Source organism: Pantoea sp. FN0305 (genome assembly GCF_050113845.1).
Lineage (GTDB): Bacteria > Pseudomonadota > Gammaproteobacteria > Enterobacterales > Enterobacteriaceae > Mixta > Mixta alhagi.
In genome coordinates, this window is sequence record NZ_JBNJSN010000001.1 from 772,665 (window position 1) to 786,166 (window position 13,502).

12 protein-coding genes, 1 tRNA gene and 1 pseudogene are annotated in these 13,502 nt (G+C 51.9%); 11 read left to right on the forward strand and 3 right to left on the reverse strand.

Features of this window, described 5'->3' with window-relative positions; translation table 11 throughout:
• Positions 1 to 280: 280 nt before the first annotated feature.
• Positions 281 to 1,069: a phosphate starvation-inducible protein PhoH gene (gene phoH / locus ACQE3Y_RS03545; RefSeq protein WP_085071414.1), complete on the forward strand. Its 789-nt coding sequence runs from the start codon at positions 281 to 283 to the stop codon at positions 1,067 to 1,069.
• A 135-nt stretch (positions 1,070 to 1,204) separates the two neighbouring features.
• Here phoH and ACQE3Y_RS03550 read toward each other — a convergent pair.
• From ACQE3Y_RS03550 to ACQE3Y_RS03560, 3 genes are all read right to left on the reverse strand, one after another.
• Positions 1,205 to 1,292, reverse strand: a tRNA-Ser gene (locus ACQE3Y_RS03550).
• 134 nt (positions 1,293 to 1,426) lie between these two features.
• Entirely contained in the window at positions 1,427 to 1,966 is a 540-nt protein-coding gene (gene msrA, locus ACQE3Y_RS03555; protein WP_085071416.1) for a peptide-methionine (S)-S-oxide reductase MsrA, read from the reverse strand.
• A 123-nt stretch (positions 1,967 to 2,089) separates the two neighbouring features.
• Positions 2,090 to 2,653, reverse strand: coding sequence for a flavin reductase family protein (locus ACQE3Y_RS03560; protein ID WP_426972203.1), 564 nt, complete (start codon positions 2,651 to 2,653; stop codon positions 2,090 to 2,092).
• Positions 2,654 to 2,972: 319 nt separating this feature from the next.
• On the opposite strand from ACQE3Y_RS03560, the gene ACQE3Y_RS03565 reads away from it, so the two are divergent.
• The 10 genes and pseudogenes from ACQE3Y_RS03565 (at position 2,973) to cheW (ending at position 13,312) form a co-directional block, all read left to right on the forward strand.
• A complete protein-coding gene (locus ACQE3Y_RS03565) occupies positions 2,973 to 3,503 on the forward strand; it encodes an isochorismatase family protein (RefSeq protein WP_085071418.1) in 531 nt (176 codons plus the stop codon).
• Between the two features lie 40 nt (positions 3,504 to 3,543).
• Positions 3,544 to 4,227, forward strand: coding sequence for an SOS response-associated peptidase family protein (locus ACQE3Y_RS03570; RefSeq protein WP_426980882.1), 684 nt, complete (start codon positions 3,544 to 3,546; stop codon positions 4,225 to 4,227).
• A 333-nt stretch (positions 4,228 to 4,560) separates the two neighbouring features.
• Positions 4,561 to 5,354: pseudogene (otsB, locus tag ACQE3Y_RS03575) on the forward strand (trehalose-phosphatase).
• A complete protein-coding gene (otsA, locus tag ACQE3Y_RS03580) occupies positions 5,351 to 6,787 on the forward strand; it encodes an alpha,alpha-trehalose-phosphate synthase (RefSeq protein WP_426972207.1) in 1,437 nt (478 codons plus the stop codon). The pseudogene otsB and the gene otsA overlap by 4 nt, the downstream one beginning before the upstream one ends.
• 1,019 nt (positions 6,788 to 7,806) lie before the next feature.
• On the forward strand, positions 7,807 to 8,154 hold the full coding sequence (flhD, locus tag ACQE3Y_RS03585) for a flagellar transcriptional regulator FlhD (protein ID WP_085071421.1): 348 nt from the start codon (positions 7,807 to 7,809) through the stop codon (positions 8,152 to 8,154).
• Entirely contained in the window at positions 8,154 to 8,732 is a 579-nt protein-coding gene (flhC, locus tag ACQE3Y_RS03590) for a flagellar transcriptional regulator FlhC (RefSeq protein ID WP_426980883.1), read from the forward strand. Before flhD ends, flhC begins: the two co-directional genes overlap by 1 nt.
• A gap of 133 nt (positions 8,733 to 8,865) precedes the next feature.
• Positions 8,866 to 9,753, forward strand: coding sequence for a flagellar motor stator protein MotA (gene motA, locus ACQE3Y_RS03595; RefSeq protein ID WP_426972209.1), 888 nt, complete (start codon positions 8,866 to 8,868; stop codon positions 9,751 to 9,753).
• Entirely contained in the window at positions 9,750 to 10,781 is a 1,032-nt protein-coding gene (motB, locus tag ACQE3Y_RS03600) for a flagellar motor protein MotB (protein WP_426972211.1), read from the forward strand. The genes motA and motB overlap by 4 nt, the downstream gene beginning before the upstream one ends.
• 11 nt (positions 10,782 to 10,792) lie before the next feature.
• Positions 10,793 to 12,790 (forward strand): chemotaxis protein CheA, encoded by a 1,998-nt coding sequence (gene cheA / locus ACQE3Y_RS03605; RefSeq protein ID WP_426973047.1) that lies wholly within the window; start codon positions 10,793 to 10,795, stop codon positions 12,788 to 12,790.
• Positions 12,791 to 12,814: 24 nt separating this feature from the next.
• Positions 12,815 to 13,312 (forward strand): chemotaxis protein CheW, encoded by a 498-nt coding sequence (gene cheW, locus ACQE3Y_RS03610; protein ID WP_085071426.1) that lies wholly within the window; start codon positions 12,815 to 12,817, stop codon positions 13,310 to 13,312.
• The last annotated feature ends 190 nt before the right edge of the window (positions 13,313 to 13,502 follow it).

The window sequence follows — 13,502 nt, forward strand, 5'->3', positions numbered from 1 at the left end:
ATGGAGAATGCGAATGGAAAAGTCCTGTAATGGACAGCCCGTTTTAAATAAAAAACATCGCAAGACTTTTCGCGAGAGTTTTTCTTTCTCCAGACTATTTGCTTCTTTTATCAATCCTCTCGGCTTAACTCGTCCCTTTTATGATTTCCGGCGTATGTCTGCGGCATGCGCTCATTCAATGGCTCGTAAGGCTCTGAAGGAAGCCACCCTCTAAAGCGTTCACGTAATCGCACCAGACCAGCTCCGGTGCGGGAAATGAAACCAACTGTAAGGTGCCACTATGGGAAGACAGAAAGCAGTGATCAAAGCGCGTCGTGAAGCACGTCGAGTGCTTCGTAGCGATTCACGCAGCCACCGGCAGCGTGAAGAAGAATCGGTCACCTCGCTGGTGCACATGGGCGGCCTGGACGCCATCGGTATGGCGTGTGATTCACGCGATCGTTCACCTATCGAAGCGCGTAATGAGGCTCAGGCGCACTATCTTAACGCCATAGAGACGAAGCAGCTGATCTTTGCAACCGGCGAAGCAGGTTGCGGTAAAACCTGGATCAGCGCTGCAAAAGCAGCAGAAGCCCTGATTAACAAGGATGTCGACAGGATTATCGTGACCCGACCGGTGCTGCAGGCCGACGAGGATCTGGGCTTTTTGCCTGGTGATATCTCTGAGAAGTTTGCTCCCTATTTTCGCCCGGTCTATGACGTTCTGGTTAAACGTCTCGGCTCTTCCTTTATGCAATACTGTCTGCGTCCGGAAATTGGTAAGGTGGAGATCGCTCCCTTTGCCTATATGCGCGGACGTACGTTTGAAAACGCGGTGGTCATCCTTGATGAGGCGCAAAACGTCACCGCTGCCCAAATGAAAATGTTTTTGACCCGCCTGGGCGAGAACGTCACGGTTATTGTCAACGGCGACATTACCCAGTGCGATCTGCCGGCGGGGGTGACATCGGGCCTGGCCGATGCGCTTGACCGTTTTGTAGAAGATGAAATGGTAAGCGTAGTGCGGTTCGGGAAAGAGGATTGTGTGCGTTCCGCGCTCTGTCAGCGCGCGCTGCATGCTTATAGTTGATTGAGTGAGTAGCTGTAGCCCAAGCCCGGACGTCAGTCCGGGCTTTTTTATACATACAAAAAAGCCTGAACTTTCGCTCAGGCTTTCATGCAAATAAAAAAGCCTGAACTTTCGCTCAGGCTTTCTCATTAAATATGGCGGTGAGAGGGGGATTCGAACCCCCGATACGTTGCCGTATACACACTTTCCAGGCGTGCTCCTTCAGCCACTCGGACACCTCACCGTATTGTCTGCTGACACCGCGCTGGGTGGCAACGGGGCGCTACTATAGGGAGTTGTTATAAAAGGGTCAAGCACTATTTTTCCCTTTTATTAGCGCCGGTTAAGCCTTATACAATTCGCCTCGCCTGCAATGGCTTAAGAAGATGACTTCACGCGGTTAGCAAAACTTTTACGCAGCTTCTGCAGCTTGGGTGGAATGACCGCCATGCAAAAACCGTTGCGCTGGCCTTCGCCTTCCCAATAGTTCTGATGGTAATCTTCTGCCGGGTAAAACTCTTTCAGCGGCTCGATAGTGGTCACGATCGGATCGCTGTGATCCTGCTGCGCACGCGCGATCGCTGCTTTGGCTTCCGCTTCTTGTTCAGCGTTCGCCGGGAAAATCGCGGAACGGTACTGAGTACCGATATCATTGCCCTGACGGTTCAGTTGGGTCGGATCGTGCGTAACAAAACTGATATCCAGCAGATCGCCATAGCTCACTTTCTCCGGATCAAAACCGATGCGGATGGCTTCGGCATGTCCGGTTGCGCCGCTGCATACCTGCTCATAGGTTGGGTTAGGGCGCGTTCCGCCGGTATAGCCGCTCTCTACAGATTCAACGCCAATGATGTCCTTGAATACCGCTTCGGTACACCAGAAACATCCACCTGCAATTACCGCATATTCAATTGCCATTGTTTTACTTCTCCAGATTGGGTCGTGACGCTAAGGGAGCCATCCTCGCATAATCTGCTATTCACCGGCAATTAACGCCGCTCTTTCTGTTCAGCTAACCGGCTAACTGGAAAATTTTTCATGTTAAATCAGCATCTCCGGCTTGAATTTCTTATGCTGATCGCTGGTTTGTTCGCCCATAACCCGAAACAGACCTTCGCCGGTATAGTGCAGCGTAGCAGGGAAGGCTACCTGGGGATCGACGTGCGCCTTTACCACTTCAAAGATGAAAAAGTTGTAATTATCGACCAGCGCGCCGTCGTAAAGCCGACATTCAAAACTGGCGAAACACTCGGCAATCAGCGGCGCTTTAACCACGCTGCCCGGTTCAATGCTCAGGCGGTTAGCTGCGAACTTATCCACCTCATCGCCGTGACTGTTGCCAATGGCCACCACCTGATCGATTAACTCGTGGGTAGGGACATTTATCACACATTCGCCGCTGTTACGGATGAAATCGTGGCTGACATTCATGCTGGCGATCATACAGCCCACCAGCGACGGTGAAAATTCCAGAATGGTATGCCAGCCCAGCGTCATAATAGCGCTTTGGTTTTCCCAGCTCGATGTCACCAGAACCACCGGGCCAGGTTCCAGATATTTGCGCACTTTTTCCACAGGAAAGTTTTGCTTATTGTAATCAGTCATAATGCCTCCACTGGTGAAAGAGACTCTTCTCTGAGTGTAGCGGGTGACGCGCGCGGCACCAGCGAAGGCCCGCATTAACGGCTACGCAGACGAACAATCAGGTCGTCCGCCGCTGCCAGCGTCGCCAGAGCTATCACACCGCTCCGGCCCGCCTGTGCCAGTTTATGGCGCTAATGCGCGAAGTGATGCCACCTGTTATTGACACTCAGCCGCCTCAGCATTTGCATGCTAAACTGTGATCCACGCCTACTGCAGGGATTGACCCCGGCGTCAGGCATCAGCCAGGATGGAATCTTCCCTTTCTCACTGAGAAAACTCTATGTCCGCACGTATAGTGATTGTGGTTGATATGCAAAACGGCGTTTTTAATACGCCGCGTTTCGATCGGGCAGGGCGCGTCGCCTGTATTAATCAACTGATTGACGCCGCTGAACACACCATTTTTATTCAACATCTGGATACGGATATGCAGCCAGGAACCGAAGCCTGGCAAATATTACCGGAGCTGCATCAGCCGCCGGGCTCGCTCTACATTAATAAACAGGCATGCGATAGCTTCTGGAACACCGAACTTGATCAGCTGTTACAACGGCTGGATGCCTCCTCCTTTGTGATCTGCGGCTGCGCCACCGACTATTGCGTGGATACTACCATTAAAGTCGGCAGCAGCAAGGGATACGCTATCCGCGTGGCAGCCGACGCGCATACCACCTCCAGCCGCCGCTGGGCCACGGCAGAGCAGCTGATTGAGCAGCATAACGAAGTCTGGGCCAATCTTATCCTGCCGGGTAATGGTGTGCAGGTGATCAGCACCGCTGAGATCGTACAGGCATGGCGTACCGCCGCCTGATTTCTGCGCGCCTTCTATACTGCTTTATAAAGGAGGCGCTATGTGCGGACGTTTTACTCAAATTCAATCACGTGAAGCCTGGCTGTCAGCGCTTGAAGGCCAGGCAGAACGCAATATCGCCTGGGATGAGCAGCCGATCGGGCGCTACAACGTTGCGCCCGGTAGTCATGTGCTGCTGTTGAATCACCGCGACGATGCGCTGCATCTCGATCCCATATTTTGGGGCTATGCGCCGCCCTGGTGGCATAAAGCGCCTTTGATCAACGCTCGCGTAGAAACGGCGGCAGAAAGCAAAATGTTTCGTCCGCTGTGGCAGCACGGGCGCGCCGTGGTGATGGCCGATGGCTGGTACGAATGGAAACGTGAGGGCGAAAAGAAACAGCCTTACTACATCTATCATCGCCAACGCCAGCCGCTGTTTTTCGCGGCGATAGGTCATGCGCCTTATGCACGTCCGCAGGAAAAAGAAGGGTTTGTGATTATCACCGCAGCCAGCGATCGCGGCATGGTCGATCTGCACGACAGGCGTCCGTTGGTGCTGGAAGCGCAGGCGGTAAGCGAATGGCTACATCCTGATACCTCCGCTCAGCGCGCTGGCGAGCTGGCCGGGCAGGCAGCACTGGATGCGCAGCAGTTTAGCTGGCACCCCGTTAACCGCGCAGTAGGCAATCCACATCATCAACAGCCGGAACTGGTGGATCCCATCGAGGACCCGCTCTGTTAAACCAGTAAGTCCACCTTTTTTTGCAAAATTCAGTATGTTCTGAAAATTAGTACATTCCTGGCGAAGCCGGAATTGGTGACTATACTGGTTTGGTACGATGTCCGCATAAAGTGATGCGAGATGGGCAGTCGGCTCAGGGCCGGCCAGGTAACAGGTCAACCCGGAAGAGTCGCCATCATTAGCTATCCAGCATTGTGCCACTTGTCTCATCCAGCCACGCTGTAAACCTGCCCAGTTTCGTCATCCTTTTGCTGCATCAAAAATTTCTAAGCGCGTTAACCCAAAGCCCTTATTCGGCTGGTTAAACGTGCTAATCCGAGCAGGAGGAAGAGTGTGACAACCGTAGCAGTAGAAAACCACGTATTACCTTCCCTGAGCGGCGGCCTCTATGCATTCTTCTTTGATGTTGACGGTACGCTGGCTGCGATCCAGTCGCGTCCCGACGAAGCTTTTATTCCTGAGCCGGTACGAGAAACGCTGCTGACGCTTTCACGATTAAGCGAGGGCGCACTGGCGCTGGTCTCAGGACGTCCCATTCATGAGCTGGATATGCTGGCCGCGCCGTTACGGGTGCCGGCAGCTGGCGTACATGGCGCGGAACGACGCGACGCCAGCGGCGAACTGCATCGTATTTCTCTGCCAGCCTCGATGGGCCAGGAGCTGAGCGATACCCTGCACAATGCCATGGCGCAGTGGCCGGGTACACAGCTGGAAACCAAGGGCATGGCGTTTGCATTGCACTATCGTCGCGCCGTGCAGTATGAAGATGAAGTCATGCAGCTGGCTCAAAAGCTGGTTGAACATTATCCGACGCTGTCGCTGCAGCCGGGTAAATGTGTAGTGGAAATCAAGCCACAGGGTGTGGATAAAGGCGAAGCGATCAAAGCATTTATGGGAGAAGCGCCGTTTGCCGGACGTATTCCGGTATTTATTGGTGATGATTTAACGGATGAAAAAGGATTTCGCGCGGTTAACGCGCTGCAGGGCATATCCGTAAAAGTCGGTGAAGGTTCAAGCGAGGCGCACTTTCGCCTGAAAGGGGTAAGTGAGGTCTATGCCTGGCTGGAGCAAATCAAATTACAATTAGATCAAGACAAGACAACGTCGGTAAGGAGTCAAGGTTATGAGTCGCTTAGTAGTCGTATCTAACCGTATCGCTGTACCAGATGGATCAAAAGCCAGCGCTGGCGGTTTGGCGGTGGGTATCCTGGATGCACTGAAAACGACCGGTGGATTATGGTTCGGCTGGAATGGAGAGATCAGCGCCATTGGTGAAGAAGATAGTGAAGAAATCGATATTGTTAAACAGGAAGGCATTACCTACGCCTCTTTCCCGTTGAATCAAAACGATTACGATCTCTACTATTGCCAGTTCTCCAATACCGTTATTTGGCCCGCTTTCCATTACCGTCTCGATTTAGTGCAGTTCCAGCGTGAAGCGTGGGACGGCTATAGTCATGTGAATGAGCTACTGGCAGAACGCCTGCTGCCGCTGATTGAACCAGACGATATTCTGTGGATTCATGATTACCATCTGCTGCCGTTTGCTGCCGAACTGCGTAAGCGCGGGGTAAATAACCGGATTGGTTTCTTCCTGCATATCCCTTTCCCAACGCCAGAAATCTTCAACGCGCTGCCGCCGCATAAAGAGCTGCTGGAAATGCTGAGCGATTACGATCTGCTGGGCTTCCAGACGGAAAACGATCGCCAGGCTTTCCTGGAGTGCATGGCGATGCTGACCCAGGTTCAGCATAAAGGGCCGAAATTGCATCGCGCCTTTGGCAATACTTTTGCTACCGAAGTCTATCCAATCGGTATCGAGCCAGACAGCATCAAAGAGATGGCAGAAGGCCCGCTGCCGCCGAAGATGGTGGCAATGAAACGTGAGCTGGGCGATGCGAAGAACATTATCGCCTGTGAGCGCCTGGACTATTCCAAAGGTCTGCCGGAGCGTTTTCTGGCTTACGAAGCGCTGCTGGAGAACTATCCACAGCATCGCGGCAAAATTCGCTATTCACAGATCGCGCCGACTTCACGCGGCGATGTGCAGGCGTATCAGGACATTCGTCACCAGCTGGAGACGGAAGCAGGGCGCATCAACGGTAAATACGGCACTCTGGGCTGGACGCCGCTCTACTATCTGAACCAGCATTTCGATCGCCGTCTGCTGATGAAAATTTTCCGCCTGACCGACGTTGCGCTGATTACGCCGCTGCGTGACGGCATGAACCTGGTGGCTAAAGAGTACGTTGCCGCACAGGACCCGGAAGATCCGGGTGTACTGGTGTTGTCACGCTTTGCAGGTGCGGCAAACGAGCTGACCTCGGCGCTGATCGTCAACCCCTACGATCGCGATGAAGTGGCGGCGGCGCTGGATAAGGCATTAACCATGTCGCGTACCGAGCGTATTTCTCGCTATAACGACATGATGACTATCTTGCGCAAAAACGATATTAGCGCATGGCGTGAAAACTTCCTGCAGGATTTGCGCGCGATTACGCCGCGCTCTGAAGATGGTAAGACGGACAACAAGGTCGCAACCTTTCAACGTCTTGCCTGATTAAGCTAACGCATCGACAGGGAGGTTGATGCGTTTTCTCTTTTTTGCCGCCGTTTACTCAGCCGTTACGCCTGAAGAGGCTGAAATAAGCTACCAGTAAAAACGCCTGAATCCCGCATAAAATAATGCATTCCCGCTTATTAATAGACTAAACGAAAAAACGCGCAAAGCAGTGTGTTTAGGCTATTTTTTGTGCAGTTGCGAACTATTTGCGAAAAATAACGCGTTTATTGATAAAGAACCGCTTATCCGTGCCGATAGTAGATCACTACCCTCCGTCTTCGCATAAAATCATTCATATTCCTTATGTAACAGCTTGTTACACCTTCTGCTATGCTCTATACAATGACGCTTCACTGTTAACGAACCGTTGCCATAAAGCGGTGATCCGACCTCTTGACTCCTGCTAATTCAATCCACTTCGTACGAAACAATTACCCTAAGTGATTAATTTCACAACGGGTTCATTGTGCCCGATCCAGTATTAAATATGGCGGTTACGAAAATAGACGGATGTTAATTTTGCGTAACAGTACATTTTTCCTTTTCCAGATAAAATCTGGGCAAAAAGCAACCTTTTGATGCGAATTTGTTAACAGAAAGCTAAAAACTTAGCAAAAAGTGGCTTTTTTGCTGGTGTAATGAACTATTCACAAGCGTTACTGATGGATTTTTTTTGAGAATTTGCGTTAAAAGTGTGACGTGGATCACACTTTATCTAAAATTTTACCGATCGCTCGTTGTATGTCGAAATCAGAGGGGATACATTTGCACTGCTTTCGGAATTATCTTAAAAAACTGTAAGCGAACGTCACGGAAGACAGCAACAACTCAAGTAATGCATGGCCTGGTGTTATGACTATTACTGACTCAGTATCCCGGTGGGATGTGAAAACGTTCAGAAAATGTTTGGCTTCTGCCGCTGATTTTTTGCCATCTTTAGATTTACCAGCCAGCAACCAAGAATGCGGTAACCATTCCGCACAGTTAAAAGTAGTGTTAGTCAGGATGGGAAAAAAATGGGTACATCCGAATTATTAAAACATATTTACGATATCAACTTGTCATATTTGCTGCTTGCTCAACGTTTAATTAACCAGGAAAAAGCTTCTGCAATGTTCCGTTTGGGTATCGATGAGTCAATGGCTGATACTTTGTCGCAGTTAACGCTGCCGGAAATGGTTAAATTAGCGGAAACTAACCAGTTAGTATGTCAGTTTCGGTTTAACGACCATAATCTTATTAACCGCTTGACGCAGGAATCGCGTGTGGATGATTTGCAGCAAATTCACACAGGTATTCTATTATCCAGCCGTTTATTACGCGATGCTGCAAAAGATGAAGCGCCGAAGAAGAGGGCGGTATAATGAGCGAAAAAAGTATTGTACAGGAAGCACGTGATATTCAACTGGCGATGGAATTAATTACGCTGGGTGCGCGCCTGCAAATGTTGGAAAGTGAAACGCAGCTTAGCCGTGGCCGTTTAATCAAATTATATAAAGAGCTACGTGGCAGTCCGCCGCCAAAAGGCATGCTGCCGTTTTCTACCGACTGGTTTATGACCTGGGAACAGAATATTCATGCTTCAATGTTCTGTAACGCCTGGAAGTTTCTGCTGAAAAGCAAACTCACCAGCGGCGTGGATGCAGTTATCAAAGCGTATCGTCTGTATCTTGAGCAGTGTCCGCAGTCGGATAATGGCCCGCTGCTGGGGCTGACCCGCGCCTGGACTCTGGTGCGCTTTGTTGAGAGTGGCATGCTCGAACTGTCCGACTGCAAATGCTGCGGTGGAAGCTTTATCAACCATGCGCATCAGCCAGTAGGCAGCTTTGCCTGTAGCCTGTGCCAGCCGCCGTCACGTGCGGTAAAAAGACGTAAACTTTCGGTAGAGGCTGCCGATAACAATTCACAACTGCTGGATGAACAGGTTAAACACGCCGTTTAAGTTTGTTCGCACTGTGAAAGGCATCCAGCAGCGGTTTTTAACCGCTGCTTTTTTTTGTCCTCACTTTGACGAATAACGCCTGCGGCTCTCTGGCTTAACTTCCACCAACACGTTACTGACGTAAGGATTTATTGTGCTGGTTATCTTGGGTTATATCCTCGTTGTTGGCTCGGTGTTAGGCGGCTATATGATGGTCGGCGGTCACCTGGGCGCGCTTTATCAACCTTCCGAACTGGTTATTATCGGCGGGTCCGGTATTGGCGCTTTTATTGTCGGCAATAACGGTAAAGCGATTAAGGCAACGTTAAAAGCGTTACCAATGCTGTTCCGCGGCTCTAAATATAATAAAGCCGTGTATATGGACCTGATGGCGCTGTTATATCGTCTGATGGCCAAATCACGCCAGCAGGGCATGATGTCGCTGGAACGCGATATTGAAAACCCCAAAGAAAGTGAAATTTTCGCTAATTACCCGCGCATCTTGACCGATAACAGGTTAGTGGACTTTATTACCGACTATATGCGGTTGATGATCAGCGGCAACATGAACGCGTTTGAAATTGAAGCGTTGATGGATGAAGAGATCGAAACCTACGAGCATGAATGCGACGTGCCAGCGCAAAGTATCGGCGCGATGGGCGATTCACTTCCGGCTTTCGGGATCGTGGCGGCGGTGATGGGCGTGGTGCACACGCTGGCTTCAGCGGATCGTCCGGCGGCAGAGCTGGGCGAGCTGATTGCCCATGCGATGGTCGGTACGTTCCTCGGTATCCTGCTGGCCTACGGCTTTATTTCGCCGCTGGCATCAGTGCTGCGTCAGAAATGTGCGGAAAACACCAAGATGATGCAGTGCATCAAGGTGACGTTGCTTTCCAGCCTGAACGGCTATGCGCCGCAGATTGCCGTTGAGTTTGGTCGTAAAACGCTTTATTCCACAGAGCGTCCGTCGTTCACCGAACTGGAAGAGCACGTACGCAACGCGAAATCAGCCGGTAAACAGAATTCGGGCCAAGACGCATGAACAACCACAATCACCCCATCGTAGTGGTAAAAAAGCGCAAGCATAAAAAACATGAGGGTGGTCACGGTTCATGGAAAATCGCCTACGCCGATTTTATGACCGCGATGATGGCGTTTTTCATGGTGATGTGGCTGATCTCGGTCGCAAACCCCAAGCAGCTGACGCAGATTGCAGAATATTTTCAGACGCCGCTAAAAGTGGCGTTGTCTGGCGGTCAGCGCAGTAGCGACAGTGAAAGCCCGATTCCCGGCGGCGGCGACGATCCAAGCAGAAAAGAAGGGGAAGTACAGAAACATATCGATCTGGACGCGGAAAAACGCAAGCTGGATAAGCTCCGTCTTAACCGCCTGCGCGAACGCCTCGACCAGCTGATCGCGTCCGATCCGCGCCTGAAAACGCTGCGACCGCACTTGATTATTAATCTGGTTGATGAAGGATTACGCATCCAGATTATCGATAGCCAGAACCGGCCAATGTTTAAAACCGGCAGCGCGCAGGTTGAGCCTTATATGCGCGATATTTTGCAGGCAATTGCGCCGATTTTAAACGATTTGCCAAACAAGATCAGTCTTGCAGGCCATACCGATGATTTTCAGTACGCCACGGGCGATCGCGGCTACAGCAACTGGGAACTGTCGGCCGATCGCGCCAACGCCTCACGTCGTGAGCTGGTGGCGGGTGGCCTGGATGGCAGCAAAATGCTGCGTGTGGTGGGCATGTCCGACACCATGCGGCTGAAAAACCGCGGCGGCAATGAGGCGATAAATCGTCGCATCAGCCTGCTGGTGCTAAATCGCGACACTCAGGCGCAAATCGAAAAAGAGAATGCCGAAAGTGACGTTGTAGAGCTAAGCGATCCACAGAGTATTAAACAAATTACCGCGCCGGCTCAGCCGTCTGCTGCGGTCATAAACCCAGATCTTCAACCTTCACAGGCCGCGCCGGTCAGTCAGGAGAAGCCGGTAACCGATTTACCGCCAGCTCCTGCCAGCACGCCGCAGCCTGATCGCGACTCACAGCAGAGGTGATAACCGTGAGCATGGATATCAGCGATTTTTATCAGACGTTCTTCGATGAAGCTGACGAGCTATTGGCGGACATGGAGCAACACCTGCTGGGGTTAGACCCGCAGGAGCCTGATTCGGAACAGCTTAACGCCATTTTCCGTGCAGCCCATTCGATCAAAGGGGGGGCCGGCACCTTTGGCTTCGTGGTTTTGCAGGAAACCACGCATATCCTGGAAAATATTCTGGACGGTGCGCGCCGGGGCGAAATGCAGCTCAGCACTGACATCATCAACCTGTTTTTGGAAACCAAAGATATTATGCAGGAACAGCTCGATGCCTATAAGGCGGGTCAGGAGCCTGACGCCGAAAGCTTTAAATACATTTGCGAAGCCCTGCGCCAGCTGGCGCTGGAAGCAAAAGGCGAAACGATCGCGCCAGCGAAAACCGCTGAAGCCGAACCGGTTACCGCTGCGCCTGCTGCTGCATCTGGTCTGCGCCTGAAGCTGAGCGCTCTCAAGCCGAACGAAGTGGCCCTGTTGCTGGAGGAGCTGAGCAACCTCGGCACCGTTAGCAATGTGCAGAAGGGGGAAACCAGCCTGGAAGCCACGCTCGACACCACCATCGATAAAGATGATTTGGTGGCGGTGCTCTGTTTTGTTATTGAAGAATCTCAGATCAGTTTCCTGGATGCGGCCTCTGCGCCTGCACCTGTGGTAGCGGAACCGGAACCGGCTGCGCCGACCACTATGGCCGAAGCGGAGATCGCTGCGACGCCAGCCACGGTCACCGAACTGGTGCCAGCAGTAAAACGTGAAACAAAAAAGGCCGCGCCGGCGAAAACCAGCGAATCGAGCAGTATTCGTGTGGCAGTTGAGAAGGTTGACCAGCTGATTAACCTGGTTGGTGAACTGGTGATTACTCAGTCAATGCTGGCGCAGCGCTCTGGCGCGCTTGACCCGGTTGCTCACGGCGATCTGTTGAACAGCATGGGCCAGCTGGAGCGTAACGCGCGCGATCTGCAGGAATCGGTGATGTCTATCCGTATGATGCCGATGGAGTATGTCTTCAGTCGCTTCCCGCGTCTGGTGCGCGATCTGGCCAGCAAGCTGGGCAAAGAAGTCGAACTGACGCTGCTGGGCAGCTCAACGGAACTGGATAAGAGCCTGATCGAACGCATTATCGATCCGTTAACGCACCTGGTGCGTAACAGCCTTGACCACGGGATTGAATCGCCCGAGAAGCGTGTTGCCAATGGTAAAACCGCAGTGGGCAATCTGACCCTGTCAGCAGAACATCAGGGCGGCAATATCTGCATCGAAGTGATTGACGACGGCGCCGGTTTGAACCGTGAGCGTATTCTGGCGAAAGCGCTCTCATCTGGCCTGCCGGTCAGCGATGCGATGAGCGATGAAGAAGTCGGCATGCTGATCTTCGCCCCTGGTTTCTCTACCGCCGAGCAGGTTACCGACGTATCGGGCCGTGGCGTTGGAATGGATGTGGTGAAACGAAACATCCAGGAGATGGGCGGCCACGTTGAGATCGCCTCGAAGCAGGGCAAAGGCACCACTATCCGTATTCTGCTGCCGCTGACGCTGGCGATCCTTGACGGCATGTCAGTACGCGTCGCGGATGAAGTGTTTATCCTGCCGCTGAATGCGGTGATGGAATCACTTCAGCCAAGCGCAGAAGATCTGAAGCCGCTGGCGGGTGGCGAATGCGTGCTTGAAGTACGTGGTGAATATCTGCCGCTGGTAGAGCTGTGGAACGTTTTTGATGTGCAGGGCGCGAAAACCGAGGCGACTCAGGGCATCGTGGTGATATTGCAAAGCGCGGGCAAACGCTACGCCTTGTTGGTTGACCAGCTGATTGGCCAGCATCAGGTTGTGGTGAAAAACCTTGAGAGCAACTATCGCAAAGTACCGGGCATCTCCGCCGCCACCATCCTTGGTGATGGCAGCGTCGCGCTGATCGTTGATGTCTCTGCACTGCAATCATTGAACCGCGAAAAGCGCGTGGCCGGCGCCGCGTAAACGTAACCAATTAGGGGCAAACCTATGACTGGAATGGCAAATGTAACGAAACTGGCCGGTGAAACCGTCGGACAAGAGTTTCTGGTTTTTACGCTCGGTGACGAAGAATACGGCATCGATATTCTGAAAGTGCAGGAGATCCGTGGTTACGATCAGGTGACCCGTATCGCCAATACCCCCGCGTTTATCAAAGGGGTAACTAATCTGCGCGGCGTGATTGTACCCATCATCGATCTGCGCGTGAAGTTCGCGCAGCCGGGCGTTCAATACAACGATAACACCGTAGTAATTGTGCTTAATCTGGAGCATCGCGTAGTGGGCATCGTAGTGGATGGTGTTTCTGATGTGCTGTCGCTGACGACCGATCAGATTCGTCCTTCGCCGGAATTTGCGGTGACCATGTCTACCGAATACCTGACAGGGCTTGGTGCGCTGGGTGAGCGGATGCTTATTTTGGTAGATATTGAGAAGCTGTTAAGCAGCGAAGAAATGGCATTAATGGATACTTTGCGTAGCGCGTAAAATATACCCTTAACCCCGACAGGTAATAAACCTGATAAATTGTAGCGGGGTGACACAATAAAAAAAGGGCGTCATAATGACGCCCTTTTTTTATGTCTTTGGGAAATTTCTTATTCATCAATAGTTGCATGTTAATGCTGTTGCAGATTAGCCCGTGTCGGAAACACCTGCAATTACCGATCACTTAAAA

Excerpts from the sequence above, each read along its gene's own strand:
- phoH (WP_085071414.1), top strand. The coding sequence starts at position 281 with ATGGGAAGACAGAAAGCAGTGATCAAAGCGCGTCGTGAAGCACGTCGA.
- msrA (WP_085071416.1), bottom strand. The coding sequence starts at position 1,966 with ATGGCAATTGAATATGCGGTAATTGCAGGTGGATGTTTCTGGTGTACC.
- ACQE3Y_RS03560 (WP_426972203.1), bottom strand. The coding sequence starts at position 2,653 with ATGACTGATTACAATAAGCAAAACTTTCCTGTGGAAAAAGTGCGCAAA.
- ACQE3Y_RS03565 (WP_085071418.1), top strand. The coding sequence starts at position 2,973 with ATGTCCGCACGTATAGTGATTGTGGTTGATATGCAAAACGGCGTTTTT.
- ACQE3Y_RS03570 (WP_426980882.1), top strand. The coding sequence starts at position 3,544 with ATGTGCGGACGTTTTACTCAAATTCAATCACGTGAAGCCTGGCTGTCA.
- otsA (WP_426972207.1), top strand. The coding sequence starts at position 5,351 with ATGAGTCGCTTAGTAGTCGTATCTAACCGTATCGCTGTACCAGATGGA.
- flhD (WP_085071421.1), top strand. The coding sequence starts at position 7,807 with ATGGGTACATCCGAATTATTAAAACATATTTACGATATCAACTTGTCA.
- flhC (WP_426980883.1), top strand. The coding sequence starts at position 8,154 with ATGAGCGAAAAAAGTATTGTACAGGAAGCACGTGATATTCAACTGGCG.
- motB (WP_426972211.1), top strand. The coding sequence starts at position 9,750 with ATGAACAACCACAATCACCCCATCGTAGTGGTAAAAAAGCGCAAGCAT.
- cheA (WP_426973047.1), top strand. The coding sequence starts at position 10,793 with ATGGATATCAGCGATTTTTATCAGACGTTCTTCGATGAAGCTGACGAG.
- cheW (WP_085071426.1), top strand. The coding sequence starts at position 12,815 with ATGACTGGAATGGCAAATGTAACGAAACTGGCCGGTGAAACCGTCGGA.